Below are 26,970 nucleotides of genomic sequence, written 5' to 3'. Positions count from 1 at the left end.
ACCGCGGCCGCGTGCCGCACAACCGAAAGGACTCAACATGAGCAAGATTGCCGTCGTCTATTGGAGCGGTACGGGTAACACCGAAGCCATGGCCAACTTCGTCGCCGAGGGCGCGACGTCAGCCGGAGCCGAGGCAGAGGCCATCTCCTGCGCCGACTTCTCCGCCGACAAGGCCGCCGAATATGATGCCTTCGCCTTCGGCTGCCCCGCCATGGGCTCCGAGGAGCTTGAGTATGACGAGTTTCAGCCTATGTGGGATGAGGTCAAGGAGACCCTCGGCGACAAGAAGGTCGTCCTCTTTGGCTCCTATTCGTGGGCCGAGGGCGAGTGGATGGACAACTGGAAGGCCGACGCCGACGAGGCCGGCGTCAACGTCGTGGACTCCGTCATTTGCTACGATGCGCCCGACGATGAGGGCGAGGCGGCCTGCAAGGCCCTCGGAGCCGAGCTGGCCTAGCAGCGCCACACGCCCCATCGAATCGGGCCCATCTCAAAACACGACTGCACCCTACAAAAGCGGGGGCTGGAATCAATCCAGCCCCCGCTTTCCGTAAGGATAGCTTTGCAAAGCAGCTACGAGATATTGCCCAAGAACGCCTTGGTGCGCTCGCTCTTGGGGTGGTCGAAGACCTCGCTCGGCGTACCCTCTTCCACAATGACGCCGCCGTCCATAAAGACGACGCGGTCGGCGACATCGCGGGCAAAGCCCATCTCGTGCGTCACGACGATCATGGTCATGCCGTCGCGGGCCAGATCGCGCATAACGCCCAGCACGTCGCGGACAAGCTCGGGGTCGAGCGCCGAGGTGGCCTCGTCAAAGAGCATGACGTGCGGGTTCATCGACAGGGCGCGGGCGATGGCAACGCGCTGCTGCTGGCCGCCCGAAAGCTGACTCGGCATAAAATCGATGCGCTCGGCCAGACCGACCTTGGTGAGTTCCTCGACGGCGATCTTCTCGGCCTCTTCCTTGCTGCGCTTGAGCACCTTTTGCTGCGCAAGCATGACGTTCTTTTTGACCGACAGGTGCGGGAACAGGTTGAACTGCTGAAAGACCATGCCCAGGTGCGTACGCACTTTGTTGAGGTCGACACCCTTGGCGCACACATCCACGCCCTCAACGATAATCGAGCCACTCGTGGGATGCTCCAGACGATTGATGCAGCGAAGCATCGTCGACTTGCCCGAGCCCGAGGGGCCCAAGACCACAACGACCTCACCCTTGTGCACATCCAGATCGATATCGCGCAGGACCACGTTGTCGCCAAAGGCCTTCTGGAGATTCTTGATGCTGACGACGACCTCGTTCGAGTTATTGGTTTCGCTCATAATAGAACCTCCTTACAGACCAGCGATATGGTCGGCGGGCGTCGCGACAACCTGTCCGGCGCTCTTGGTGGGACGCTTCTTCTTGGTTTCGGCAGTACCCAGAAGCCTCGCCTCAAGACCGCTCACCAAGCGAGCAAGCGGCAGGGTGATGACCAGGTAGAACAGGGCGGCAACCACATACGGCGTGATGGAGCCCGTCGTGGCCACGATGGTGCGGGCGTTCATGACGATCTCGACCACGCCCACGGCCGCGAGCAGCGACGTATCCTTGTAAAGCAGGATGAACTCGCTGGTCAACGTAGGCAGGACATTGCGGAACGTCTGCGGAATCATAACGTAGAGCAGTGTCTGGAAGGCGTTCATGCCCAGAGAGCGAGCCGCCTCGTTTTGGCCCTTGGGGATCGACTGAATACCGGCGCGGAAGATCTCACACAGATAGGCGGACGAGTTCATGGCCATGACGATGACGCCCAGCACATAGTCGTCAACCTTGACGCCGGCCAGCGGCAGGCCAAAGAACGCGATGTAGATCTGCAGGAACGCCGGCGTACCACGGATGATATTCACATAGATGCCGGCAAGGCAACGCAGGATGCGTGACTTGGAGATGCGCATGAGCGACAAGGCAAAGCCAAAGGGAATTGCCAGCGGAAACGCCACGAGCACGATCGAGAGCGACATGAGGAAGCCCTTAAAGACGATCGGAAGGCTTTGGACCAAAATGACCGGGTTCAAGAACAGGCGCAGGAACATATTGGAGTTCCAAGCCTCGACCCACGGCTGCTCCTTAAGATCGGCCAGGAAGTTATCGAATGCCGTCACGCCCTTGATCTCGACGGAAGGAATCTTGGAAATCTTCTTGGTCGAACCGTCGGCGAGCGTATAGGTGCCACTAAAGGCCTCGTCGCCGCCCTCGACGGGGAAGGTCACACCGTAAACCTCGACGCGGAAAAAGCCGCCGGCCGGTGCCGTCTCGCCAAAGTCGATCTTGAGCGTCTGGCCATCCGCCTTGCATGTGGGCTTCATGGGCGTACGGTCCATGAGGTCCTCGCCCGAGAGCATCGTCAGGCGCGTGTCGTCGGCACCAAACGTCGTGCCGTCGACAAACGTCAGCGAAAGACCGCTCAGCTCCTCATCGGCATCGGCTTGGACCTCCCAGGTAATGCGCGTCTCGGTACCGCCGACCACGTCGCTGCCCGAACCGGTATTGGGTCGGGCAGTTATCTTTGCGGTCTCAAGCGCCTGGGCGGTCGAGGGTGTATACGCCCCCGCGCACACCAGCGCGAGCGCCACGGCCATGGCGCAGGCTAGCTTTTGGAGTAAGGCGGGCAGTGGAGAGTACTGCTCCGTGGCCCCTTTGTTCAATTGAGACAAGGTGGCTCCTATCGTAGAAGTTGCCGGCAAAACAAGACGGAAACGCGGTCCGTCGAGAGAAGCGCAAAGGCCCTCTCCGCAAAACGGAAAGGGCCCACGCGCAATCAAGCATCTATTTACTTGATGTTGTACTTAGCCATGAGGGCGTCGACGGTACCGTCATCGGTTAGGTCCTTGATGGCCTGGTTGATGTCGTCCTTGAGCTTGGTGTTGCCCTGGTTGATGGCGATGGCGTACTCCTCGCCGGTGCTGATCTGCTTGATGGTCTGGCAGGTGTTGAACTGCTCGGCGGTCAGCTGGCTGGCAACGGAGCGGTTGGTCACCACGGCGTCGCCCTTATCGGACTGCAGGGCGCTGAAGCACTCGGTAGCGTCCTTATAGGGAACGATCTTGGCCTTGGGGAAGTTCTCCTGGGCAAAGGCCTCGGCGGTCGATCCAGACTGGACGATGATGGTAGCGTCAGCGTTGTTGAGCTTCTCGCTGTAGTTGTCGGCCGTGATGTCGGCATTATCGACCTTGGTCACGATAGCCTGATCGTCCATGTAGTAAGAGTCGGAGAAAGCGACTTCCTTCTCACGCTCGGGCGTGTCAGTGATAGCCGCGATGGCGACGTCGTACTTGGCGCCCGAAGCGACGCCGGGAACGAGCGTGTCGAAGTCGTTGTTGACGTACTCGACATCCAGACCCAACTTGTCACCGATAGCCTTGATGAGTTCAAGGTCAAAGCCCTGGTAGTCGCCGTTGTCATCCTTGTACTCAAACGGCGCGTACTCGGCAGAGGTGCCGACGGTGAGCGTACCGTCCTTGACGAGCGCGTACTCCTTGGAGCCGTCGACCTTCTCGACCTTAGCGTCGTCAGAGCTGCTGGAACCAGCATCAGAACCAGAGGTGGCGTTGGACGAGCCGCAGCCCGTCAGAGCAAGGGCGAGCGCCATAGCACCCGTGGCGGCAAATGCGCCGAGCTTCTTCAGCTTCATAATCAGTCTCCTTCCGGTGACCTCGTTTGATTCAGAGGTCTGCAAAAACTGATGGTTATTATGCACCCGCTTGGAAGAATCTGCAATTAGAAAACTGATTGAAACAAACCCATAACGTGAATGGAGCACTCCACTTTATGGCAGCCTTTACTGCTGCAACGACCTTAACAGTTTGATTTCAGCCGCATAACCTGCAAGTTCGTTCGGCGTCTCCAAGATGAATGGCAATGCGCGCAAGCGGCCATTCGATACAATATTCTGTATAACCTGCATACCGCCGCCAAACTCTTCACTACCCAGGTAGCCCTTGCCGATGCACTCGTGGCGATCCTTATGGGCGCCACAAGGGTTCTTCGAATCGTTGATGTGTACGGCATGCAGGCGATCGATGCCCACCACGCGGTCGAACTCGTCGAGTACGCCGTCCAGATCATGGATGATGTCGTAGCCGGCATCGCTCACATGGCAGGTGTCCAAACAAACGCCCAGCTTATCGGACAGCTCTGGACACTTGGCGGCAACCCCCTCGATAATGCACGCCAGCTCTTCAAAGCTACGGCCCACCTCGGTGCCCTTACCCGCCATGGTCTCGAGCAATACCGTCGTCTGCTGTCCCCCAAACATCACCTGGCACAGCGTGTCGACAATCATCTGAATGCCGGCGTCTGCCCCCTGTCCCACATGCGCGCCGGGATGGAAGTTGTAGTAGTTGCCGGGCAGTGCTTCCAGACGCTGCAAATCTTCCGCCATAGCCTCCAAGGCAAACTCGCGCGCCCGCTCCTTAGCGGAGCAGGGGTTATAGGTATACGGGGCATGCGCCACCAGCGGTCCAAAGTCGTTTTGCGCCATAAGCTCGCGCAGAGCCGCCACGTCATCCATGTCAAGGTCTTTTGCCTTGCCACCGCGCGGGTTGCGCGTAAAGAACGCAAAGGTATTGGCACCAATGGACAACGCCGTCTCCCCCATTGCCCGATAGCCCTTCGTCGTCGAAAGATGACACCCGATCGTCAGCATCTCCAGCTCCCCCTCATCAGTTGCGGTGAAATACGGTCTATTGGTGCCTTATTTTGGCGCAAACAGACCGTATTCCACCGCAAGATATAAAAGGGGCATCAGGGGCACGGTCCGCCGAGCCCCCCTTGAGCAGCAGCACCGCAGCCTAGAGCGCCAAGCAAATCGCATCGATGATCTGCGCGCAGCGCTGTGTGGCGGCAAGGGGCATGACGGGACTCTCGAGTTTCCCCGCCCGGATGAGCTGAGTCGCATGCGAAGCTTCGCCGTAAAAATCATCGACCTCAAATGGGGCGTCGATTTCGAGCACTCGACCGTCGGAGTACTTCACATGGGCGAGCTCGGGGCGATGGAGGCGCTCGATTTCCAACGAACCCCGTTCGCAGGCAATCGTTAAGCGGCTTTCATATGCTGCTTTGCCGTCGCACACCATATGAATGGGTATACCGCCGACACTCATATGAATCTCATCGGCCCAATCCACGCGGCCGCGCGATACGTCACGCCAGCGAACTTCACGAGACGAAACATCGCACGCACCCGCAAGCAAATCCTCAAACCACCCGACCGCATAGCAGCCCATGTCATATAGACAGCCGCCCTGCAACGGATCGAGCAGATAACTCGAAGGGGACTCACCATAATCGAGTTTTTGCACGCTTTCGATCGAGACGATACAGCCGAGCTCGCCCGACGCAAGCAAGTCCTCCACGCGAGTGCGCATCGGGCAAAACCGATTCTTCATCGCCTCCATAAACAGCACGCCGCACTCGCGAGAGGCGGAGGCAATCGAGAGAGCCTCTTCCTCACTCAAAACGGCCGGCTTTTCGCACAGCACGGCCTTTCCGGCGCGCAGCGCGCGACAGGCCCAACGCGTATGCATACCATGCGGAAGAGCCAAGTAGATTGCGTCGACATCGGGGTCGGCAATCAGCGCATCATAAGCCGCATCGCCGCCATCGTCAGCCGTGACATAACTGTGCGCAGCATCGATCGAAAACGCCCTGCAAAACTCCTCAACATGCGAAGGAGTGCGACCGGCGGCAGCCACAAGCCGTGCCCTGTCGACCTTCTTGAGCGACGATGCAAATCGATGCGAAATGTGCCCAGCGCCCAAAACGCCCCAACGAACCTCACGCAAATCATCACATGAATCCCGATGGCCCACGACAGCTCCCTTCAGTTGCGACGAAATAGTTCCTGCTATCGCCCTATTCTGCCGCAAACAGGAACTATTCCATCACAAGATATAAAAGGGTCATGAGGAGCGAGTTTTGCTGAAGACTTTAAGCGCGGCCGTTACGGGGCCAGGCTGGAAACGTCGGCGCGCGTCGTCGAGACGCTCGGGGATATCGATGTGTTGCGGGCAGTGACGCGCACATTTGCCGCACTTGACGCAATTGCTCACCAACTTGGGCTCGCTCGTCCGCACCGCGCTCGCCGTAAAGTATTGAGACAGCCCCGTAAACCAACTATGCGCATAGCTTGCGTTGTAGGCGGCAAAGCAGCCGGGAATATTGATGCCCTTGGGGCATGGCATGCAGTAGCCGCACCCCGTACAGGGCACGCGATTCGATTTCTCAAACTCTTCCAGCACACGTGCGATGGTATCGAGCTGCTCTGCCGTCATCGAATTCGGCAGTGCGCGATCCGCCAATGCCGCGTTCTCGTCCACCTGTGCGGTATCGGTCATGCCCGAAAGCAGCATCGTGACTTGAGGATGGTTCCACACCCACGAAAGGCCCCAAGCAGCCGGCGTCTTCAGGTACGGATCGCGTACGTCATCGAGCGCGGCGCGGGCCCGCGGAGGCAGCTTGCCCGCCAGGCGTCCACCCAAAAGCGGTTCCATCACAAACACCGCGAGCCCGCGCTCGGCGGCTGCTATAAGTCCCGCCGTTCCCGCTTGGTAGCGCTCTCCAGCGTAGTTGTACTGGATCTGGCAAAAATCCCAGTCATACGTGTCAAGCATCGTGAGGAAGTCCGCCGCACTGCCGTGGTACGAAAAACCTATCTGGCGAATACGCCCCGCAGCCTTTTGGTGCGCAATCCAGTCTTCGATGCCCAACGCCACCACGCGCTCCCACTGGGCGGGCGAAGTGATGTTGTGCATAAGGTAATAGTCGATATGGTCGGTCCGCAGGCGACGCAGTTGCTCGTCGAAGAACCGGTCGAAATCCTCCGCGCACTTGCACGAAGCGTGCGGCAACTTGGTCGCCAGCAACACCCGGTCGCGCAGCCCCAAGCGCTCAAGTGAGGCGCCCACGCACGCCTCGTTACCGGAATAGAGATACGCAGTATCCAGATAATTAATCCCCTGCTCCACCGCATGGGAAATGATGGCATCGGCTGTCTTCGCATCGGGGTGTCCCGGCGAACCGGGAAACCTCATGCAGCCCAGACCCAGAGCAGATATTCGGTTACCACTTTTGGGGTCAACGCGGTATTGCACGGCCCCTCCCTTCGCCATCAGCGCCCCGGCAAGGCGAAACACAATGGTCACGCAGCCGAAACATCGTGGAATCGCAATCGAGAACGTATCGTAACGCAGCAGAAATCGAGCCGTCACGACACCGCTTTAACATCAGCAAAAAGCCCGATGAAAGGAGGCGAGCGTGGTCACACGCGAGGACGCCTACCCCTATCCCGGCGAGCAATACATCCTCTCGGTCGACCGTTACCAGATCGAGGTCATGGACCATCTGGACGAGCTTCCCGCCACGGGCGCCGTCATCTTCTGCACCTTCCCCAAGGTGCGTGATGGCGTCGGATATCCCGCACGTGTCTTTGCGGTCTGCCCCGCGTCATAAGTTCCCATGCGTTTGTTCTTCTAAATACGGCCATCCGGTGCACGCGACATGGCCCGGCGGCATACAGTCCATCAGACGCCCCATACGCGGGCGCCTTTTTATGGGGAGATGATTCACATGCAGATCAACAAGGTCGCCTTCATCGGCAAGGGCGGCGTGGGCCTGCTCTACGGCAGCATGATCGCCCAAGCGCTCGGCAACGACGCCGTCGAATACGTTATGGACGACGCGCGCTTTGAGCGCCACGCGGGTGATGCGCTCACCGTCAACGGCAAGCCCTGCGCGCTCAAGTCCGTCCGCGCGAGCGAGGCGACGCCCGTCGACCTGGTCATCCTGACGGTCAAGACAACCGGACTCGACCAGGCGCTCAAGACTATGGAACGCATCGTAGGGCCCGACACGCTCATCGCATCCCTATGCAACGGCATCACCAGCGAGCAAAAGATTGCCGAGCGCTTTGGCTGGGAGCACACCGTCCTCGGAATCTGCCAAGGCATGGACGCTGTGTTTCTCAACGGCGCGCTCACCTTTACCAATGCGGGCGAGATCCGCTTTGGTGCGGCCGCCGGCACCGACCCCGCGACCGTCACCGCTATCGACGGGCTCTACACGCGCTGCGGCATCGCCCATACCGTCGAGCACGACATCGCACATCGCATGTGGGCCAAACTCATGCTCAACGACGGCATCAACCAGACCTGTATGGCCTACGGCGGCACCTACGGAAGCGCTACGGAGCAGGGCTCCGAGCAGCTCCGCAGTTTTGTCTCCGCCATGCGCGAGACGCTTGCAGTCGCCAATGCCGAGGGCATCGAGCTCACCGAGGAAGACCTGACGCAGATGGTGCGTCTCATAAAAGGGCTCGATCCCGCCAGCATGCCCTCGATGGCGCAAGACCGCATCGCTCAACGCAGAACCGAGGTCGAGGAATTTGCGGGTACCATCTGCCGCCTCGCGGCCAAGCACGGTATCCAGGTGCCGCAAAACGAATGGCTCTATTCGCGCATCCGCGAAATCGAGGCCAGCTGGTAACGCCGCCGCACCGCATCCAACAGTCTCAATAGCAAAAACCGCCGCAAAGGGCACTCCCCTTGCGGCGGCTTCTTTCTTCATCTGCGGCCAAAACGATCTTCTCGGCTGTTAGAGCTGCGAATCCCGCACCTCATCCTCATCATCGCGGCAAAGCGTCACGCCCGCGCTTCCCAGCAGCGCTGCTGCGATGAGCGCGCCAACCACAATAGGAGCAGCACCGCACGAGCCCTGCATGCCCGCGATCAGCGCGGCCGTAGGACCAAGGCAGCCAAGCACTAACGCGACGGCGGCAATAGCGATATCTCGAGCGTTCATGAGACCACTTCCTCCACGGGAAAGACCTTGTTTCTCATGACTTAGTGTGCCCCGCGCCCATATGCCCAACGTAGCGCCACGGTAAGGGTTCTGTTAACCCAAATGCACATGTAAAACGGGCGTCCCTACGTTGCCCGAAAGCTCGGTAAAGACGCCCGCCCATCATATGTCTATAGCGCGAATAGATTACCAACCGGTGTAGTAATCGGTAGTTCCGGCTGCGCAACCAGAATCGTAGACCTTGCACTCGCCCTTGGAGCCGGTAAACGTGGAGCCCTGAGCTTTATCGCCAGCGGCCACGACGTAGTAGCCGTCGGAATCACGCCAAAAGCCCTCGGAATCCTGCGTCCACTCACCTGTGCGGTGATGGTACAGCACGTTGCTGCTGTAATAGGTCTCGCGACGACCGTTGTAGTTGTTAACGCCACCGGAGCGCGTCAGTCCCGAGCCGTTCGCATAGTAAGCGGCGGCAACGTACGACGAGCTGTAGCCGGCATTGTAATACGAAGCCTGGGCCGCCGCGGCCTCGGCCTCGGCGGCCTCAAGCTCAAGTGCCTCACGCTTGGCATCCTCCAGCGTGGCGCGAAGTTCATCAAGCTCGGTCGACTTGGCGTCGACCTCCTCCATCGTCATCAGGCTGCCCGCGCCGTCAATGCACTCTTGGAGCACGGCACGCTCGTCATCGGCGGCGTAGTCGCCATACATGTTCATGATAATTTGGGCACGAACTTCCAAAGAGTCGCGCTTGGCCTCCATGGTGGCGTTCCACTCCTGCATGGAGCCAAAACCGTCGCCGCGATAATCGACGGGCTGCATCAGCGTCGCCTCGGAGGGCGTGGACCCAACCGCGTCGGACAGCGTCGCTGCGTGGGCCTCGGTTGCGCCGGCACCCACCAAAAGTGCCACGGCAAGCGTAGCGGAAAGGGCGGCGGCCTTCGGTTTTCGTGAATCGATCCTCATGTAGCTGGAAACCTCCGTAGTGCGTTTTTGCTGCGTCTAAGCTGCGTGTGATTCGATCGCGCTGCATAGTACCCCGAGCAATTCGCGACCTGCGGTTTTTCTCAAAAGGTGCACGTCATTTGCGTAAAACTCACATTCACTTAACAGCAGTTTTCCATATCTAGATTGGATATTCGACGCTAAAAAGCCTGTTTTTTTAGCCATTCCTATGCAAAAAAGGCACCTGCGCAAACATTGTTCGCACAGGTGCCTTGAGCAGGCATTTTATGCAGTTATACCTATCGGGTCGCAAGGGGTCCTTGCACAAGTCGTCTTACTCGTCCAGCGCGGCGAAGGCCTGCTTCAGATCCCAAATGATATCCTCGGCGTTCTCGGTACCGATGGAAAGACGGATCGTGGAGGGCGTGATGTTCTGCTCGGCGAGCTCCTCGGCAGAGAGCTGGGAGTGCGTGGTGGTAGCCGGGTGCACGACGAGCGACTTGACGTCGGCCACGTTGGCAAGCAGCGAGAACACCTGCAGATGATCGATGAACTTCCAGGCCGCCTCCTGGCCACCCTTAATCTCAAAGGTAAAGATCGAGGCACCGCCGTTGGGGAAGTACTTCTGATAGAGCTCGTGATCGGGGTGCTCAGGCAGGCTCGGGTGGTTCACCTTGGCGACGTGGCTGTCACCAGCCAGGAACTCAACGACCTTCTTGGTGTTCTCAACATGACGGTCAACGCGCAGCGACAGAGTCTCGGTGCCCTGGAGCAGAACCCAGGCGTTGAACGGGCTGATGCAGGCGCCCTCGTCACGCAGCAGAATAGCGCGGACATAGGTTGCGAAGGCGGCGGGACCGGCAGCCTCGGCAAACGAAACGCCGTGGTAGGAGGGGTTGGGCTCGGCGATCTGGGCGTACTTTCCGCTCGCCTTCCAATCGAAGTTACCGCCGTCGACGATCACACCGCCCAGCGAGGTGCCGTGGCCGCCGATGAACTTGGTTGCGGAGTGGACGACGATGTTGGCACCATGCTCCAGCGGACGGAACAGATACGGGGTGCCGAAGGTGTTGTCGACGACAACCGGCAGACCGTGCTTCTTGGCGATCTCGGAGATGGCGTCGATGTTGGGGATGTCGGAGTTGGGGTTGCCGAGCGTCTCGAGGTAGATGACCGTGGTGTTGTCCTTGATGGCCCCCTCGACCTCTTCCAGGTTACGGGCATCGACGAAGGTGGTCTCGACGCCAAACTGGGAGAGCGTATGCTCCAGCAGGTTGTAGGAGCCACCGTAGATGGTCTTCTGGGCAACCACATGGTCACCGGCCTGGGCAAGTGCCTGCAGGGTATAGGTGATGGCAGCGGCACCGGAGGCGACGGCAAGACCGGCCACGCCACCCTCGAGCGCGGCGATACGGTCCTCAAAGACGCCCTGAGTGGAGTTGGTCAGGCGGCCGTAAATGTTGCCGGCGTCGGCAAGACCAAAGCGGTCAGCAGCATGCTGGGAGTTACGGAACACATAGCTCGTGGTCTGGTAGATAGGCACGGCGCGGGCATCGGATGCGGGGTCGGCGCTCTCCTGGCCAACATGAAGCTGCAGGGTATCGAAACCAAAGGTGTGCTCGGGGTTGTTGATGAACTGGCTCATGATGATCTCCTTGATCGAACGAAAGTAAATAAAAAGAGAAAAGTAAGTCGCTGTCTCCTGATCACGCCAACGGGCGCAAACAGGAGCCCGGCATTCGTCTTGGTAAGCAGTTCATATGCGGTCCTCCTTTTGACATCCCGGTTCCGTGGTCGGCTTAATTACCTACCGCCTTTGTGTGTTTTGAATAGTACGAGCATTGTTTCGCTCAGTCAATCACTTAAAAGCGCTAACCTGTTATCTGTTTTATAGATAGCAATCGAAAGGATGGCGTCGATGACCCTTCAGCAGCTTCGCTTTCTGATCGCCGTGGCAGAGTCCGGCTCAATCAACGCCGCAGCTCAGCGCCTCTATACCGCTCAGTCCAACATCTCAAACGCCGTCAAAAGCCTAGAACAAGAGCTCCATCTGGAGATCTTTACGCGCTCCAGCCGCGGCGTCACGCTCACCAACGACGGCACCGAGCTTTTGGGCTATGCGCGCCAGGTCGTAGAGCAGGCCGACATGCTCGAGGCGCGTTACGAGGACGGCGGCACGCCCCAAGCGCGCCTCGCCATTTCCGCCCAGCACTACGCCTTTTCGGTCGAGGCCTTTGTCAACGTGGTCGAGCGCTGCCGCGACAGCAAGTTCGAGTTCATCATGCGCGAGACCACCACATCGCAGATCATCGATGACGTCCGTGCGTTTCGCAGCGATATCGGCATTCTGTATCTGGATGACTTTAACGCCCGCGTTCTGCAGAAGGCCTTCGCCGATGCCCGCGCAAGCTTCCATCCCCTATTTGACGCGACGGTTCACGTCTTCGTGAGCGAGCACCACCCGCTCGCACGCCGCCCGCGGCTGTCCCTTGCCGACCTCACGCCCTATACGCGCTACAGCTTTGAGCAGGGAACCTCAAACTCCTTCTATTACGCCGAGGAACCTTTTAGCTATATCCCTTGCGACCGCAACATACGAATCTCGGACCGCGGAACACTTACTAACTTACTTATCACGTCGAACGGTTACACCCTGTCGACCGGTGTCCTCTCCAATGAAATGCAAGGGGGTATGGCATCGATCCCGTTAGCAGACGCCCCAACGATGCACGTAGGCTATATCATGCACGACGAGCGCAAGCCCTCTCCCCTCTTGCAGCAATACCTCGACGAGCTCAACCGCATCATCCATGCCAACTAACAGTCGGAAGACAGGGTAGAAATCGTAGATTGCTAGCCCCCGGCGGGCATGGCGCTACAATGGTCACTCATATGAAATGCACTCAACGAAAGGAAGCCCGTGAAGGTCATCATCTACACCGACGGCTCGGCCCGATCAAATCCGGGACGCGGCGGCTACGGTGCCGTGCTCAAATACACCAACCCCGCCGGCAAGACCTTCACCTCCGAGCTTTCGCGCGGCTACGCCAAGACCACCAACAACCGCATGGAACTCATGGCCGTTATCGTGGCGCTCGAGGCGCTCAACCGCCCTTGCGAGGTCGAAGTCCATTCCGACTCACAGTACGTCGTCAACGCCTTTAACAAGCACTGGATCGACGGCTGGAAAAAGCGCGGATGGAAAACCGCCAACAAGCAACCCGTCAAGAACCGCGACCTGTGGGAACGCCTACTCACCGCCAAAAGCAAGCACAAAGTTGAGTTCATCTGGGTTAAGGGTCACGCCGGTCACGAGCTCAACGAGCGCTGCGACGAACTTGCCACCACGGCGGCCGACGGCAGCAACCTCGATATCGACACCGGCTTTAACGAGAGCGACCTGTAATAGCGTTTTCGCGCAGCTTTATATCCCCACGCGCTACACTCATCCTGTAGACCAAACAACGCAAGGGGGACGTATGCTGCGCATCGCGACCATCGGCACATCCATGATCACCGACGACTTTATCCAAGTCGTCAACGCCAACGACCAAGCCGCGTTTGTGGGCACGCTTTCACGCGATGCCAATCGCGGTGCTGCCTTTACCGCCGAGCGCGGTGGCGAGCGAAACTTTACCTCACTCGATGAGCTCGCGGCAGGCACCGACGTCGACGCCGTTTATATCGGCAGCCCTAACGCACTTCACTACGAGCAGGCCCTTGCCTGCATCGCCGGCGGCAAGCACGTCATCGTCGAGAAGCCCTTTTGTGCCACCGAAGCGCAGGCGCTCGAGGTCTTTCGCGCAGCCGAGGCGGCGGGCGTCGTAGCCCTCGAGGCCATGCGCCCGCTCCATGACCCCGCTTTCCACGCCATCGAGGACGCCCTGGGCGAGATTGCGCCCATTCGTCGTGCATCGTTGCGCTTTGGCAAGTATTCTTCGCGCTACAACGAGGTTCTCGCGGGGCGCGCCACCAATATCTTCGACTGCCACATGGCCTCGGGCTCCCTCATGGACATCGGCGTCTACACCATCGAGCCCATGGTCGAGATCTTCGGCATGCCCTCCGGTCTCACCAGCATGACCACGCTGCTTGACCCCTCAACGCAAGAGCTCACCCATGGCCCCATCGACGGCTGCGGCTCCATTCTCGCCAGCTATGGCGGAGGCCGCATTTCCGTCGAGCTCGCACACTCCAAAATAACGAATGACCTGCTGCCCTCGCAGATCGAAGGCGAGCTTGGCACTATCCAGATCGACCATCTGTCCACGCCCCGCAACGTCCGCATCGACTATCGCGGCGATGTCGTACGCGGCTCGGCGACCGAGGCACCGCGCGAACAGGGCGACAACGGCCGCGTGCTCGACCTGCCCAAATCGAGCAACACTATGGAATACGAACTCGCAGACTTTATCAGCGCCATCGGCGGTATCGATAACGTAAAGGAAGAGATTTGGGAGGCCCCGGCGGGACGCCACGAGCTCGGACACTACCGCGATGTCACGCTCATCTCACTGCGCATCATGGATGCCGTGCGTCAGCAGGCCGGCATTACCTTCCCCGCCGATTCAGTCAAGCAGGCCTAGCGATGGGCTTCTTTGACAAGTTCTTCCCCGGCATCAATCGAGAGCCTCAAAAACCGTCTGGCATCGAGCTCGAACTGCGACGCAGGCTTACGGTACTAGCAAGCGACGAGGCCACTCAAGACGCCCCGCAGCGCTATTTCCTGCGGTGGGAGGGGCAGGTCCAGGGCGTCGGTTTCCGCTTCACCAACACCAACCTCGCACAAACGCGCTCCCTCACCGGCCGGGTGAGCAACATGGAAGACGGCTCGGTCGAGATGGAGATACAGGGGGCTCCGGCAAACATCCTATCTCATCTCGAGGCGCTTCATGCCTCCTACGAGCGCATGGGAACGCGTTTTCGCCTCGTAGACGCCCAGGCCCGAGCCCCACTTGTCAATGAAGACGGTTTCAGTCCTCGTTATTAGTATTGTGTGCTAAATACGGTATCATTTACCTACGACCGTTAATAGAAAAGAGGCGAGGCGCATGGCGGTGCAAAGAAGGAATACCAGGCAGCGAAAGCTGGTTCTTGACGCCGTGCGCCAAAGCTACAACCATCCCACCGCCGACGAAATCTACAACGTCGTGCGCGCACAGGATGACAAAATCAGCCGCGGTACGGTCTACCGCAATCTCAATCTCTTGGCCGACGCCGGCGAGATTCTCTCCATCAAGACGCCGGGCGGCAGCCGCTTCGATCGCACGATCGAGCCGCATGCGCATATCATCTGCACCTCGTGCAGCCGCGTCATCGACGTACCGCTCCCCTTCGATGCCCAGCTCGACGCCAAGGCGTCCGAGCAAATCGGCTGGCACGTCACGTCGCACTACACCATCTTCGAGGGTCTCTGCCCCGACTGCCGGTAGATGTTTGGGGCATGCCTTAAAATCTACCCTTCCACCGATTACGGAAAAGTAAATCTCTAGGCATGTCCCAAATGTCTACTCGGCAAGCAGGCGGCGCAGCTCTTCTTCGACCGTGCGCACGTAGCGGACGCGGTCGTTGATGCCGCGCACGGTGGGGTTGCAGCTCTCCATCAGATAGGGATGGCCCACCACGTTGAGCATGTCGCGGTCGTTTTCGTTATCGCCAAACGCCATCATCTCGTCAGAGGAGATTCCCAGCGCGCGACCATAATCGGCAAGCGCGGACCCCTTGCCCGAGTCAAAGCCGATAAAGTCAGTCCATTCGGTTCCCGATGTCATCACGTCGACACGGTCGCTAAAGCGACCCGCAAAATATTCCAGCGCCGCCGGCTGCACTGCCTCGGGTGTTTGGAACGCGATCTTAATGACGTCCTCGTCAATGTCCTCGGGGCAATCAACCACAGCCACATCGCAGTGGACCTCATAGCGCAAATGGTCGACGAACGCATCATTGCCGCTTACGGTATAAAGGTGACCCTCGCAGGAAAGGGTTACGTCGGCATGAGGATAGGCGACCACGGCATTCGCGATATCCATCGCCAGGTCACGCTCCATAGCACGCTTGACGACAGCGCGCCCCTCACTCATGACCAGGGCGCCGTTTTCGCACACATAGGCAAGCTCGTCGGCCACCGGGGCAAACAGGTAGCGCAAGCTCGCATACTGACGACCGCTCGCCGGCATAAACACAATGCCGCGACGATGTAGCTCATCGATGAGTTCAAACGCCTCGGAACGCGGCTCGCGCTCCCCCGGATGCAGCAACGTGCCATCCAAATCGCAGGCGATCAGCTTGATTCCCTCAAGACCCAATTGTTTCCCCAAAACATCTCATCAACAGCAAGACGGACTTTGAATCGTTGCCTCTCAAAGTCCGTCTTGCGCATACGCACGCTAACAGCGCGCCTTCTTTACGATCGTAAAGTCTGGAGCCATACTCACAACGACATCCGCCGCGCTCGATGCAAAGCGCCTGTCCGCATCGAGTTCATGGGTAACCACCGAGAACCGAACGCCCTCGACACCCCGCAGCATGCGGCCCAAAACAGGCTGCACCGGCGTATACATGCGCACGACATGCTCGTCCGAGTCGCCCCGGAAGAGCGGCGCATGCATGTTGCCGATCTCCCAGCACGCATGCGCAAGCGCAATCGGATCCATGCGGTCGACTTCGACCAAATAGACCTCGGCGCTGCGCAGGCGCACGACAACCGCCACGGACACCGCGCCCGTGCGGTCGACAGCGAGCACGTCGCCGTCGGCAAGACGTTCAACATCTGCGGCATCCAGCCGGACATTCAACGTGCGCCCCAGCTCCGTCACGCCCACAAACGCGCGCGCATCAGCCTGGTCCCAATCGAGCAGCAGCTCGTCGATCTCAAAGATGCCGCCCAGCTCCCGACGAAGCAGGAGCTCATAGGACGGGTCGTTGAGATTTCCCAAGCGCTGCGTAGATACCAGGTCCGTGGGCATCAACTAGTCCTCGACCTCGACGAGCTCGATATCAAAGTTGAGGTCCTTGCCGGCCAGCTCGTGATTGGCGTCGAGCGTCACGGCCTCGGGCGTCACATCGATGACCACGGCGGGGACGGGCATACCGTTCGGCGTGGACAGGAAGAGCTTCATGCCTTTCTCGATCTGATCGATGTTGGGAACCTGTTCGGCCGGGAAGGTCAGGACCATCTCGGGGTTGTGCTCGCCGTAGGCATCGGCCGCAGGAATGTGCACGGTCTTCTTCTCGCCCACCCGCATGTCGACAACAGCGGCATCGAAGCCCTTGATCATCTGACCGGCGCCACAGGTGAACTCCAGCGGCTCGCCGCGATCGTAGGAGCTATCGAACTGCGTGCCGTCATCGAGCGTGCCGCGATAATGGGTCTTGACCTTCTTGCCCTGGTTGGACATGGAAACCTCCGTGATAAGGGCGGCGCACAACGCGGGCCGCCGTGAACATATGGCGCTAACTATACCCTAGTCATACAATTCAAGGACAGTTTGCAAAGAAACGCTGCAACCGGAGGAACTATGGCATATCCCGTATTTGACCTGCACTGTGACACCGCCGACCGCATCGGCTGGGCCACGCTCGATCTCGACCTGCGCTTTACCGCCGGCACCGACGGTTATTTCCCCGGCGACGAAACGCATCCGCAAGATTTCGACCTCATCGAGGGCAACGCCTGCGCCATCTCGCTCGCAAAGATCGGCAACACGCCGTGGGCGCAATGTTTCGCCACGTTTGTCCCCGACGAGATTCCCGCCGCCCACGCCGCGCGCTTCCAGGCGCAAATCATGGCGCATATGAGCGGCCAGGCAATGCTCAATCACGACCGCATGGTCAACGTGCGCAGCGCCGCAGACATTCGCCCCGCGCTCAAGGAGGGCAAGGTCGCCTGCATCCACACCATCGAAAACGCCACGTTCTTTGCCGAGGACCCCGCGCTGATCGAGGTGCTCAAGAGCTTGGGCGTGCTCATGTCATCACTCAGCTGGAATGCGCAGGGACCGCTCGCGAGCGGACACGATACCCACGCCGGCCTCACCGCCGCCGGCATCGAGGCGCTTACGCAGATGGAGCACGCCGGCATGGTGCTTGACGTCTCCCATCTTAACGACGAGTGCTTTGACGAAGTTACCGCCCGCGCCACGCGCCCCTTCGTCGCCAGCCACTCCAACTCCCGAGCGGTTTGCGGCGTCAAGCGCAACCTTACCGACGACCAGTTCCGCACCATTCGCGACATGGGCGGCATCGTCGGCCTCAACTACTGCAGCGAGTTCCTATCTAACGAAGCAACCGACGAGACCGCCGCAGATGTCACCTTCGACCAGCTGGCGGCCCATATCGAGCACTGGCTCGACCTGGGCGGCGAAGACGTCATCGCACTCGGTGGCGACTGGGACGGCGCCACGGTACCCGCCTTCCTCTCCGATGCCAGCAAGATGCCCGAATTCCAGAACATGCTCTCCAAGCATTTTGGCAAGACCGTGATGCAAAAGCTCTGCAGCGACAACGCGCTTGCCTTCTTTGAGCGTTATTAATTTCACATCCCTTGAGCGGGCCGGCATGCCGAACGGTCGACATGCCGGCCCGTCCGCAATCTGAAGGACCGCTTTTGACGCAGCAGTTTACGATTTCCGTATCTCGACCGGATGGGACGCCCATCTCCATCGTCGTTACCAAAAAGCGCGTCAAGAACTTCAACCTACGCGTCACATCGAGCGGTGAGGTCCACGCTAGCGCACCGCTCGGCGCCAGCCGCGAACGTATCGAAGCGTTTGTGAAGCGCAACAGTGCCTGGATTATCAGCCGACTTGCCCAGTGCGAGCAACGTCAGGCGACGGCGCGAGAGCCGCTCAGCCCCTCGTCCATCATTGCGCTTTGGGGCAAGCCCATCACGGTACAGGATGCACTCGATCACAACTTTGCATCGCCCACACCGCGGCCCAAGCAGGCCACCTTCGCAAGTTTTATGGGTACCGACGAATCGGACGAAGGCCCACAGGCCAAGCGGCGCGCAATCCTCGACGGCCTAACGTCCGACGAGCTCCAAGCCCACATCGACCAGCTCTATACGTCCGAGGTCACATCGGCGCTGCGCGATATGGTGCACGCGTACGAAATCGCAATGGGTGTCGCCGTTTCCCGCATTTCCGTACGCAGCATGAAAACGCGTTGGGGCTCATGCACGCCCAAATCCGGTGGCATTCGCATCGCGCGCGAGCTCGCCGCCTACCCCGTCGAATGCCTCGACATGGTTGTCGCCCACGAGCTCGTCCACTTGCTCGAGCCAAGCCACAATCAGCGGTTTCACGCCTTGCTCGACACGTACTGCCCCAACAATAGAGCTCTGTCGCAGCGGCTCAAGCAGCCACCCATAGAGACGTATTAGAACCGGTTACCGCACGCGCTCGATCTCGACACCGCAGCTTGCCAGGGGCAGGCCAACAGGAGCCCACGGCTTATCGAGCTTTATGCGCACACCAAGCAGCGAGGGATAACGGCGCAGCAGCATCTGGGCCGTCCCCTCAGCTGCCGCCTCGATGAGTTTAAACGTATGCTCGCGCAGATAGCCATCGACATCGTGGCACACCGAGCCGTAGTCAATCGAGGCATCCAGGTTATCGTGCTCCCCCGCTGCACGCAGGTCGGCATAGAGCACCAGAGAAACGATGAACTTCTGACCCAGCGCGTTCTCCTCGGGATACACGCCATGGTTGGCAAAAACCTCAAGGCTGTCAATGACAATACGATCGGCATGGCGCAGATCGTCATAGCTCACGTGAGGCACCGCCGTTGCGGTGGATATTTCGCCCCTTCCACGGCGAGCGAGCTCGGCGCCTTCAGTCTTGGTTGCATTCTCGGGCAGTTTCTTGTTACTCATCGCGATCGTCTCCTTCGTTTAGAACCCCGACCGCGCAAACTAACTACACGCGAATCGACAGGTTCTTTTTATCATCGCTCCAGTTGCAAGCATTGCGCGCGGGGCATGCAAAGCAGGCGCGCGACGCTTTGTCGGCTGCATAGAGCAGACGCTCAAGCGGTTGGCTGTTCACGCGCAGCTTTCGATGGCCCAGAATGGCCGTCTTAATGGCTGCGGCATCGGCCGGCTCAAACGCCACGTCATCGGGCATGCCGCCGAAAATCGCATCAGCGACGCGTTCGCTTGCAACATCATGGGATATACCCGATTCATACTGTTCATCTTTGCCGATATCGTGAAGAAGTGCCGTGGCGTAGATGACCTCGCGGTCAAATTCGAGCTGTTCCTCGAGATTCTTGATCCACATAATGCGAGCGACATCGAGCAGATGGTCAATACCGTGGCGGCAGAAGATGCGTCCCGATTCCAACTGTGCAATGTTGCCCAGGTGCCGCCGGAACAGCCCGTTGGCACAAATGTAATCAATGCGAGGCATGGCACCAAAGGGGGCCAGGCCCGAAGCCATAAAGCCGCGACGCGACGTCCCCTCATCGGTCTTCGATGTAAAGTCGTTGACGACTCTCATGGTTAGCGGCCCAGCATCCTAAAGAAACGCTCCTCGAGCGCGGGATCGGTCTCAAAGACGCCGCGGCGAGCGAGCGTCACGGTCTTGGTGCCGGGCTTTTGCACGCCACGCATCGTCATGCACATATGCTCGGCCTCCATCAACACAATCGCTCCCTGGGGAGCGAGATAGTCCATGAGGGCATCGGCAACCTGTGCACACAGTTGCTCCTGCAGCTGAAGACGACGGGCATAAACCTCAACCGTGCGGGCGAGCTTGGAAAGCCCAGCCACCCGACCGTTAGGGATATAACCAATGGCGGCCTTGCCATAAAACGGCAGCAGATGATGTTCGCACAGCGAATAGAACGTGATGTCGCGCTCGATAACCAAATCGTTCGAAGCGACGGCAAAGGTTTTGGACAGGTGCTCCTCGGCACTCTGGTCCATGCCGCCGGCGATCTCACCATACATACGGGCAACGCGCGCCGGGGTCTCCAACAGGCCCTCACGAGTTGGGTCCTCGCCTATGCCCTCAAGCAACAGCTCAATGGCGGCCTCGACTTTTTCCTGATCGACCATCTGGGCCTCACTTTTCCGATTTCACGTTCGCGCTATGGTACCACGCCCTCCGGCATCGACCACAAGCTACATAGTATGGGTCGAATAGACCGGATCATCACGCCATAGTTCAACCGCATCACAAAGCGCAACGCCCTCGCGCTCAGCACGGGCGCGCGTAGCGTTCATATCGATCACGCGCTGGTTGCTCGAGCCCCTAAAGCGCAACGAGATATCGTACAAATCTTGAACAAACGGGCCGTCCACCAACATGTCGAGACAGGCAAGGATGCGGTCCGTGACCTCGGTATGGTGGCGGCCTCCCGGCATAAGCTCCTCGAGCACATCGCCGGTAAAACACCAAATAGTCTTCCCCGACTCCACTGGATAGGCCGCGCGAACACGCTCGACAAAATCAACGAGCCCCGCCTGATTCTCGGGTTCCATGGGCTCCCCGCCCAGAATCGTCAGGCCATCAATAAAGGGATGGTCGAGGCTCTCGATAATCTTGTCCTCGACGGCGCGATCGAACGGCTCGCCCGCAGCAAAGTCCCACGCGACAGAGTTAAAGCAGTTCTTGCACCCACGACGGCACCCACTCACAAACAGAGAAGTACGAACGCCTTCCCCATCAGCAATGTCGAAATACTTAATGTTCGCGTAGTTCATAAGTAACCTTCCTGGGGGTCTGGAGCATATCATCCCGTCCTCAAACATTCTCGGCCTTCGGCCTGCGAAACTGCGGGCGGGACGATATACTCCAGACCCCTCGCGAGCGATACTCAATGAACTCAGCGAACATCGAGTATAGGGTTCGAGGTCCAATAAAAACTTTGTTGCAGCTCAACCGCCATCGCAAGTAAATCGAAGCTGCAGCTCGAATTATTTCCGCTAAGAACTTCGAGGAGTGAGCAGACCGCGCGCTGCATCTCAGCTACATCAACTTGGCTGCCCCGTAGCGAGGCCCCGGACCTTTGCTCGATATGAGTTCCGCACGAACAGGAGGCGCCAGTGGCGCCTCCGTCGTGAGCCAGGACTGTCCGAAATAGCGAGTAAAGGTCCGGGGCCTCGCTACGGGGCGGCCTGGGATGGTTATTAGAGATGCAGCACGCGGTCGCGAATCTCCTCGGTTCGACCCTGATTCCAGAACTGGGTACCGATGTAGCCGCATGTACGACGGGCGACATTCATCTTCTCCTGATCGCGGTTGCCGCAATTGGGGCACTCCCACACCAGCTTGCCGTCATCCTCGACAATCTTGATCTCGCCGTCATAGCCGCACACCTGGCAGTAGTCGCTCTTGGTGTTGAGCTCGGCGTACATGATGTTGTCGTAGATGTACTGCATCACGCGGATGACAGCCTTGAGGTTGTCCTGCATGTTGGGAACCTCGACGTAGGAGATGGCACCGCCCGGCGAAAGCTGCTGGAACATGCCCTCGAACTTGAGCTTGTCGAATGCGTCGATCTCCTCGGACACGTGGACGTGGTAGCTGTTGGTGATGTAGCCCTTGTCCGTCACGCCCGGGATGATGCCAAAACGACGCTGCAGGCACTTGGCGAACTTGTAGGTCGTCGACTCAAGCGGGGTACCGTACAGCGAGAAATCGATATCGCTTTCGGCCTTCCACTCGGCGCACTTGTCGTTCATGCGCTGCATGACGGCCATGGCAAAGGGCGTGCCCTCCTTCTCGGTGTGGCTGTGGCCCGTCATGTACTTGACGCACTCATACAGGCCGGCATACCCCAGGCTGATGGTGGAATAGCCGCCCACAAGCAGCTTGTCGATCGTCTCGCCCTTCTTCAGGCGGGCGAGGGCACCGTACTGCCAAAGAATCGGCGCGGCATCCGAAAGCGTGCCCATCAGGCGCTCATGACGGCACAGCAGGGCACGGTGGCACAGCTCAAGGCGCTCGTCGAAGATCTTCCAGAACTTGTCCATGTCCTGATGCGAGCTCAGCGCGACATCGGGCAGGTTGATGGTCACAACACCCTGGTTAAAGCGGCCATAGTACTTAGGTTTGGTCGGGTCATAGTTCAGCGCGTTGGCTACGTTGTTAAATCCGTTACCGGAGCGGTCGGGCGTCAAGAAGCTGCGGCAACCCATGCAGGTGTAGCAATCGCCGTTGCCGGCGGTCTCGCCCTTAGACAGCTTGAGCTCGCGCATCTTCTTCTCGGAGATGTAGTCGGGCACCATGCGCTTGGCGGTGCACTTGGCAGCCAGCTGGGTCAGGTAGAAGTACGGGGAATTCTCGTGAACGTTATCGTCCTCAAGTACATAGATAAGCTTGGGGAATGCCGGGGTAATCCACACGCCGGCTTCGTTCTTAACGCCCTCATAGCGCTGACGAAGCGTCTCCTCCACAATCATGGCAAGGTCGTGCTTCTCCTGCGCTGAGCGAGCCTCGTTGAGATACATAAAGACCGTCACAAACGGCGCCTGGCCGTTGGTGGTCATAAGGGTCACGACCTGATACTGAATCGTCTGGACGCCGCGACGGATCTCGTCACGCAGACGGTCCTCAACGACCTCGCGCACCTTCTCGGCAGATGCCGAAACACCAAGTTCCTCAAGCTCGCGAGCGACCTCGCCGCGAATCTTTTGACGGCTCACCTCAACGAACGGGGCGAGATGGGTCAGCGAAATAGACTGGCCGCCGTACTGGGAGGAAGCAACCTGGGCGATGATCTGCGTCGCGATGTTGCAAGCGGTCGAGAAGCTGTGCGGCTTCTCAATCAGCGTGCCCGAGATAACGGTGCCGTTCTGGAGCATATCCTCCAGGTTCACTAGGTCGCAGTTATGCATGTGCTGGGCAAAGTAGTCGGAATCGTGGAAGTGGATCAGGCCCTCATTGTGGGCATCCACGATCTCCTGGGGCAGCAGCACGCGCTGAGTCAGGTCCTTGGAAATCTCGCCGGCCATATAGTCGCGCTGGACGGAATTGACGGTCGGGTTCTTGTTAGAGTTCTCCTGCTTGACCTCTTCGTTATTGCACTCGATCAGCGACAGAATCTTGTCGTCGGTCGTGTTCTTCTGGCGCTTCAGGCTCTGAACATAGCGATAGATGATGTAGTGGCGGGCGACCTCGTAGCAGTCGAGACGCATGATCTCGTCCTCGACCAAATCCTGAATCTCCTCGACCGAAACGGTGTGGCCCGCGTTCTCACATGCCTCGGCGACGTTTTGTGCCGCGTAAACCACCTGGCGGTCAGTTAGACGAGAGCTCTCCTCGACCTCCAAGTTGGCGGCGCGGATGGCATTGACGATCTTGTCGATGTCAAAGACAACCTCGGTACCGCTGCGCTTGATGATCTTCATCCTCTTGCCTCTTTCGCGTCGTAGTCTCATTGCGCTTCAGAGCCAAACGATGCCCGGCAGGGCCTGTCCCTGTCTTGCGGCGCCGTCGCGCAATCTGTGTTCTCGATAAACCATAAGCCTCCATGCGGACATTCCCAGGAGCCGATCAAGCGGCTCAAGGACACGTTCAAAAGAGGCAGTTAAGGTCTTCGTTCTCTGTCCGCCATCTATCATACGACAAAGAGGCATCTATATCCTGTATTCTTTTTTTAGGTCAAACACAACATATAGTGTTTCAGCAGGTCAAAGCAATTAGTCATTTTGCAGACGCATTAAAAATGAGGGGTATTTGACAAGTCGGTAAAACGTTACCAACACGGCTACCTGCATGGCAGTTATAAAACCCCCTTAGTCAAGCCGCTGACAAATCCTACCAAAACCAAGCCGCTCACGCCAAAAGAATCCAAAAGATTATGCTTGACCAACATGTTGCGGTCGCGCCTTGCCGAGCCTCATGCAACCGCGGCACGAATCCTTGAAAGATATGTGTATGCAAACGGAGAAGATGAGAGTTTTCTCGGATGACTACTGAGAAGCATCCCGGAAGATCAAAAACTCGAAATTTGGTGACGTATTTGGCGACCCATTTGGCGGCCAAAACAAAACAGCTCAGAGGCGATGCCTCTGAGCTGCGAACATTTGGTGGGCGTTAGAAGATTTGAACTTCTGACCTCTTCCGTGTCAGGGAAGCGCTCTCCCCCTGAGCTAAACGCCCAAATGGAGCGGACAACGGGGCTCGAACCCGCGACCCCAACCTTGGCAAGGTTGTGCTCTACCAACTGAGCCATGTCCGCCTGCGAGGATTTAATATACGGGATGATCCACCCAAATGCAAGAACTTTTTTTGAAAAGTTTTGCGACGCCCTCGCGAACCTCGCGAAGACATCAGCCGCTGCGGAAGGCGCAGGCAAACGCAAGCTCGCCGCAAGAGACCCCTACATCTCACCGAGCATGATCCAGGCAGAGCTGTCCTGCGCGAGCTTACCGTCTGCAAGCGGTGATGAGGCGAGCAGGACCCTGCCCGCAGGCAGCTCCACGGGCGCTGCACCGAAGTTCGTCACACACGCCCAGCCGTTGTCGCGGCGATAGGCGATGACGCCGCCCTCAGCGCCCTCGGCACCATCCGCAAGGCCGGTGTGCCCGTCAAGATCGAGCCACGCGAGATCGTTGGCGCACCCGCGCAGCTTGCGCCGCAGCCAGAGGGCGTCACGATAGAGCGCAAGCATCGATGTCGGGTCCACTTCTTCCCTATCGGCAGCGTAATCAGAAAACCATGCAGGCTGCGGCAGATGGGGCGCCGCATCGGCGTCCGCCGGTGAAAACCCAAACGATCCGCCCCGCGCGGGGTCGTCCGCCGCCACCCACGGCAGGGGCACACGGCAGCCGTCGCGCCCCTTCTCGCGCTTCGGTCCGTGCGTATTGGTCGGAGTAGGATCTTCGAGTGCAGCCCACGGAATGTCAGCCACCTCAAAAAGGCCGAGCTCCTCACCCTGATACACGTATGCCGAGCCCGGAAGCGCCAGCTCGAGCAAAAGGGCCGCCCGCGCGCGACGCTCGCCGAGTTCACGGTCCTCGTCATAAGACGACCCGTCGTGTAAGAGCCAATCGAGCGCAATCTGGTGGTAGCGCGTCGCCTTGATCTGCGGCAGAGCATAGCGCGTCGCCACGCGCGGCACGTCGTGGTTGGAGAGTACCCAGGTCGAGGCAGAATCGGATTCGATAGCTGCCCTCAACCCCTCCTCGATTGCAGCGTGCATGTCATCATAGGTCCAAGTGGCCTTGGCAAACTCAAAGTTGAATGTCTGGCCAAGCTCGCTGGGACGCGCGTAGAGATACTGGCGCTCGGGCAGCACCCATGCCTCGGCAACGGCGCTGCGCGGCGGATTATAGCGGTCGAACACGCGGCGCCACTCGCGATAGATCTCATGGACCTCGTTGCGGTCCCACAGCGGATGGGTGCCGTCGTCAACCATGTCATCGCCCTCGGCGAGATGCCACCGGTCGAGGTCATCGCGATCGAGATCCTTGGCGAGACCGTGCGCCACATCAATGCGAAAGCCATCGACGCCTCGATCGCTCCAAAACGCCAGGACGTCGCAAAAGAACGCGTGAACCTCGGGGCATGACCAGTCAAAGTCCGGTTGCTCGGGCGTAAACATGTGCAGATACCACTGACCGTCCGCAACACGCGTCCAGGCGGGGCCGCCAAAGTTGGCATTCCAATTGGTGGGAGGCAGCTCGCCATGCTCGCCGCGGCCATCGCGGAAGATATAACGGGCGCGCTCGGGCGATCCGGGGCCGGCGGCAAGAGCGGCTTTGAACCAAGGGTGCTGGTTGGATGAATGGTTGGGCACGATGTCGACGATGACCTTGATGCCGTGCGCATGAGCCGCAGCGACCATGTCATCGAAGTCGTCAAGCGAGCCGAGACGTGGGTCGACATCGCAGTAGTCCGCCACATCATAGCCGCCATCAACAAGAGGCGATGGGTAAAACGGGCTCAGCCAGATGGCCTCGATACCCAGCCGCTCAAGATAGTCCATCTGCTGGGTAATGCCCGCGATATCGCCCAAACCCGAACCAGTCGAGTCCTTAAACGAGCGCGGGTAAATCTGATAGATCGCGGCATCGGACATCCATGAGCGCGAGGAGGACTTTTCTGTAGCCATGGGGTGCATCTCCCTTGCAACAAGGTTTTGCGAGATGCCCACGATGATACGCCCAAAGCGGACATTCGCGGCAAACAACGCCACAGCCACGCCCCAAACGCTCGCCCCCTCTCGGGTTCGAGCCC

The 26,970-nt window shown here is 59.1% G+C and carries 28 protein-coding genes and 2 tRNA genes; 10 read left to right on the top strand and 20 right to left on the bottom strand.

What is annotated here, in order from left to right:
* Positions 1-37 precede the first annotated feature (37 nt).
* Complete coding sequence (locus tag AAAV21_RS07895; RefSeq protein WP_118226545.1) at positions 38-457, top strand: flavodoxin; 420 nt, start codon at positions 38-40, stop codon at positions 455-457.
* A 116-nt stretch (positions 458-573) separates the two neighbouring features.
* Here the strand turns inward: AAAV21_RS07895 and AAAV21_RS07890 are convergent, their stop codons facing one another.
* The 6 genes from AAAV21_RS07890 to AAAV21_RS07865 all read right to left on the bottom strand — a co-directional run bounded on the left by AAAV21_RS07890 (position 574) and on the right by AAAV21_RS07865 (position 7,137).
* A complete protein-coding gene (locus tag AAAV21_RS07890) occupies positions 574-1,326 on the bottom strand; it encodes an amino acid ABC transporter ATP-binding protein (RefSeq protein ID WP_055286888.1) in 753 nt (250 codons plus the stop codon).
* A 12-nt stretch (positions 1,327-1,338) separates the two neighbouring features.
* Positions 1,339-2,700: an ABC transporter permease subunit gene (locus AAAV21_RS07885; protein ID WP_349108665.1), complete on the bottom strand. Its 1,362-nt coding sequence runs from the start codon at positions 2,698-2,700 to the stop codon at positions 1,339-1,341.
* A gap of 116 nt (positions 2,701-2,816) precedes the next feature.
* Complete coding sequence (locus tag AAAV21_RS07880) at positions 2,817-3,677, bottom strand: ABC transporter substrate-binding protein (protein WP_349108663.1); 861 nt, start codon at positions 3,675-3,677, stop codon at positions 2,817-2,819.
* Positions 3,678-3,824: 147 nt separating this feature from the next.
* On the bottom strand, positions 3,825-4,691 hold the full coding sequence (locus AAAV21_RS07875) for a deoxyribonuclease IV (RefSeq protein ID WP_118226547.1): 867 nt from the start codon (positions 4,689-4,691) through the stop codon (positions 3,825-3,827).
* Between the two features lie 145 nt (positions 4,692-4,836).
* Entirely contained in the window at positions 4,837-5,856 is a 1,020-nt protein-coding gene (locus AAAV21_RS07870) for a Gfo/Idh/MocA family oxidoreductase (protein WP_349108660.1), read from the bottom strand.
* Positions 5,857-5,946: 90 nt separating this feature from the next.
* On the bottom strand, positions 5,947-7,137 hold the full coding sequence (locus AAAV21_RS07865; RefSeq protein ID WP_349108658.1) for an aldo/keto reductase: 1,191 nt from the start codon (positions 7,135-7,137) through the stop codon (positions 5,947-5,949).
* A gap of 163 nt (positions 7,138-7,300) precedes the next feature.
* On the opposite strand from AAAV21_RS07865, the gene AAAV21_RS07860 reads away from it, so the two are divergent.
* Entirely contained in the window at positions 7,301-7,495 is a 195-nt protein-coding gene (locus AAAV21_RS07860; RefSeq protein WP_349108655.1) for a hypothetical protein, read from the top strand.
* A 117-nt stretch (positions 7,496-7,612) separates the two neighbouring features.
* Complete coding sequence (locus AAAV21_RS07855) at positions 7,613-8,527, top strand: 2-dehydropantoate 2-reductase (protein ID WP_349108654.1); 915 nt, start codon at positions 7,613-7,615, stop codon at positions 8,525-8,527.
* A gap of 108 nt (positions 8,528-8,635) precedes the next feature.
* On the opposite strand, the gene AAAV21_RS07850 is transcribed toward AAAV21_RS07855, so the two are convergent.
* The 3 genes from AAAV21_RS07850 to AAAV21_RS07840 form a co-directional block, all read right to left on the bottom strand.
* Positions 8,636-8,842, bottom strand: coding sequence for a hypothetical protein (locus AAAV21_RS07850; RefSeq protein WP_349108652.1), 207 nt, complete (start codon positions 8,840-8,842; stop codon positions 8,636-8,638).
* Positions 8,843-9,028: 186 nt separating this feature from the next.
* Positions 9,029-9,802, bottom strand: a complete 774-nt coding sequence (locus tag AAAV21_RS07845; RefSeq protein WP_349108649.1) for a hypothetical protein — start codon at positions 9,800-9,802, stop codon at positions 9,029-9,031.
* A 313-nt stretch (positions 9,803-10,115) separates the two neighbouring features.
* Positions 10,116-11,426, bottom strand: a complete 1,311-nt coding sequence (locus AAAV21_RS07840) for an O-acetylhomoserine aminocarboxypropyltransferase/cysteine synthase family protein (RefSeq protein ID WP_349108648.1) — start codon at positions 11,424-11,426, stop codon at positions 10,116-10,118.
* 273 nt (positions 11,427-11,699) lie between these two features.
* On the opposite strand from AAAV21_RS07840, the gene AAAV21_RS07835 reads away from it, so the two are divergent.
* The 5 genes from AAAV21_RS07835 (at position 11,700) to AAAV21_RS07815 (ending at position 15,213) form a co-directional block, all read left to right on the top strand.
* Positions 11,700-12,602: a LysR family transcriptional regulator gene (locus AAAV21_RS07835; protein ID WP_349108645.1), complete on the top strand. Its 903-nt coding sequence runs from the start codon at positions 11,700-11,702 to the stop codon at positions 12,600-12,602.
* A gap of 99 nt (positions 12,603-12,701) precedes the next feature.
* On the top strand, positions 12,702-13,187 hold the full coding sequence (gene rnhA, locus AAAV21_RS07830) for a ribonuclease HI (RefSeq protein ID WP_117564440.1): 486 nt from the start codon (positions 12,702-12,704) through the stop codon (positions 13,185-13,187).
* A gap of 73 nt (positions 13,188-13,260) precedes the next feature.
* A complete protein-coding gene (locus AAAV21_RS07825; protein WP_349108642.1) occupies positions 13,261-14,367 on the top strand; it encodes a Gfo/Idh/MocA family oxidoreductase in 1,107 nt (368 codons plus the stop codon).
* A 2-nt stretch (positions 14,368-14,369) separates the two neighbouring features.
* Complete coding sequence (locus AAAV21_RS07820) at positions 14,370-14,771, top strand: acylphosphatase (RefSeq protein ID WP_349108639.1); 402 nt, start codon at positions 14,370-14,372, stop codon at positions 14,769-14,771.
* Positions 14,772-14,832: 61 nt separating this feature from the next.
* On the top strand, positions 14,833-15,213 hold the full coding sequence (locus tag AAAV21_RS07815; protein WP_172677978.1) for a transcriptional repressor: 381 nt from the start codon (positions 14,833-14,835) through the stop codon (positions 15,211-15,213).
* 75 nt (positions 15,214-15,288) lie between these two features.
* Here the strand turns inward: AAAV21_RS07815 and AAAV21_RS07810 are convergent, their stop codons facing one another.
* From AAAV21_RS07810 to AAAV21_RS07800, 3 genes are all read right to left on the bottom strand, one after another.
* Positions 15,289-16,086, bottom strand: a complete 798-nt coding sequence (locus tag AAAV21_RS07810) for an HAD family hydrolase (protein ID WP_349108636.1) — start codon at positions 16,084-16,086, stop codon at positions 15,289-15,291.
* Positions 16,087-16,167: 81 nt separating this feature from the next.
* Positions 16,168-16,746, bottom strand: a complete 579-nt coding sequence (locus AAAV21_RS07805; protein ID WP_349108635.1) for a hypothetical protein — start codon at positions 16,744-16,746, stop codon at positions 16,168-16,170.
* A gap of 3 nt (positions 16,747-16,749) precedes the next feature.
* Positions 16,750-17,178, bottom strand: a complete 429-nt coding sequence (locus AAAV21_RS07800) for a peptidylprolyl isomerase (protein WP_349108632.1) — start codon at positions 17,176-17,178, stop codon at positions 16,750-16,752.
* A gap of 120 nt (positions 17,179-17,298) precedes the next feature.
* Here AAAV21_RS07800 and AAAV21_RS07795 point away from each other — a divergent pair, with 120 nt between their 5' ends.
* The gene (locus AAAV21_RS07795; protein ID WP_349108629.1) at positions 17,299-18,312 is read left to right on the top strand and encodes a membrane dipeptidase; all 1,014 of its coding nucleotides are present in this window, start codon (positions 17,299-17,301) and stop codon (positions 18,310-18,312) included.
* Between the two features lie 74 nt (positions 18,313-18,386).
* Positions 18,387-19,163, top strand: coding sequence for a SprT family zinc-dependent metalloprotease (locus tag AAAV21_RS07790; RefSeq protein ID WP_349108627.1), 777 nt, complete (start codon positions 18,387-18,389; stop codon positions 19,161-19,163).
* 6 nt (positions 19,164-19,169) lie between these two features.
* On the opposite strand, the gene folB is transcribed toward AAAV21_RS07790, so the two are convergent.
* The 8 genes from folB to AAAV21_RS07750 all read right to left on the bottom strand — a co-directional run bounded on the left by folB (position 19,170) and on the right by AAAV21_RS07750 (position 26,845).
* Positions 19,170-19,655, bottom strand: coding sequence for a dihydroneopterin aldolase (gene folB / locus AAAV21_RS07785; protein ID WP_349108626.1), 486 nt, complete (start codon positions 19,653-19,655; stop codon positions 19,170-19,172).
* Between the two features lie 43 nt (positions 19,656-19,698).
* Positions 19,699-20,280: an HD domain-containing protein gene (locus AAAV21_RS07780; protein ID WP_349108623.1), complete on the bottom strand. Its 582-nt coding sequence runs from the start codon at positions 20,278-20,280 to the stop codon at positions 19,699-19,701.
* Between the two features lie 2 nt (positions 20,281-20,282).
* Positions 20,283-20,840 (bottom strand): GTP cyclohydrolase I FolE, encoded by a 558-nt coding sequence (gene folE / locus AAAV21_RS07775; RefSeq protein ID WP_124786389.1) that lies wholly within the window; start codon positions 20,838-20,840, stop codon positions 20,283-20,285.
* Between the two features lie 66 nt (positions 20,841-20,906).
* Positions 20,907-21,488, bottom strand: a complete 582-nt coding sequence (gene nrdG, locus AAAV21_RS07770) for an anaerobic ribonucleoside-triphosphate reductase activating protein (RefSeq protein WP_349108621.1) — start codon at positions 21,486-21,488, stop codon at positions 20,907-20,909.
* A 426-nt stretch (positions 21,489-21,914) separates the two neighbouring features.
* On the bottom strand, positions 21,915-24,137 hold the full coding sequence (nrdD, locus tag AAAV21_RS07765) for an anaerobic ribonucleoside-triphosphate reductase (protein ID WP_099431452.1): 2,223 nt from the start codon (positions 24,135-24,137) through the stop codon (positions 21,915-21,917).
* A 679-nt stretch (positions 24,138-24,816) separates the two neighbouring features.
* Positions 24,817-24,891: transfer RNA gene (locus tag AAAV21_RS07760), tRNA-Val, on the bottom strand.
* A 3-nt stretch (positions 24,892-24,894) separates the two neighbouring features.
* A tRNA-Gly gene (locus AAAV21_RS07755) sits at positions 24,895-24,970 on the bottom strand.
* 141 nt (positions 24,971-25,111) lie between these two features.
* Positions 25,112-26,845, bottom strand: a complete 1,734-nt coding sequence (locus tag AAAV21_RS07750; RefSeq protein ID WP_349108618.1) for a glycoside hydrolase family 13 protein — start codon at positions 26,843-26,845, stop codon at positions 25,112-25,114.
* Between the last annotated feature and the right edge of the window lie 125 nt (positions 26,846-26,970).

Source organism: Collinsella sp. CLA-AA-H302 (assembly GCF_040093305.1).
In the GTDB taxonomy this organism is placed as follows: domain Bacteria; phylum Actinomycetota; class Coriobacteriia; order Coriobacteriales; family Coriobacteriaceae; genus Collinsella.
The sequence above is the reverse complement of the archived record's forward strand: the minus strand, read 5'-3'. Positions and strand labels throughout refer to the sequence as shown.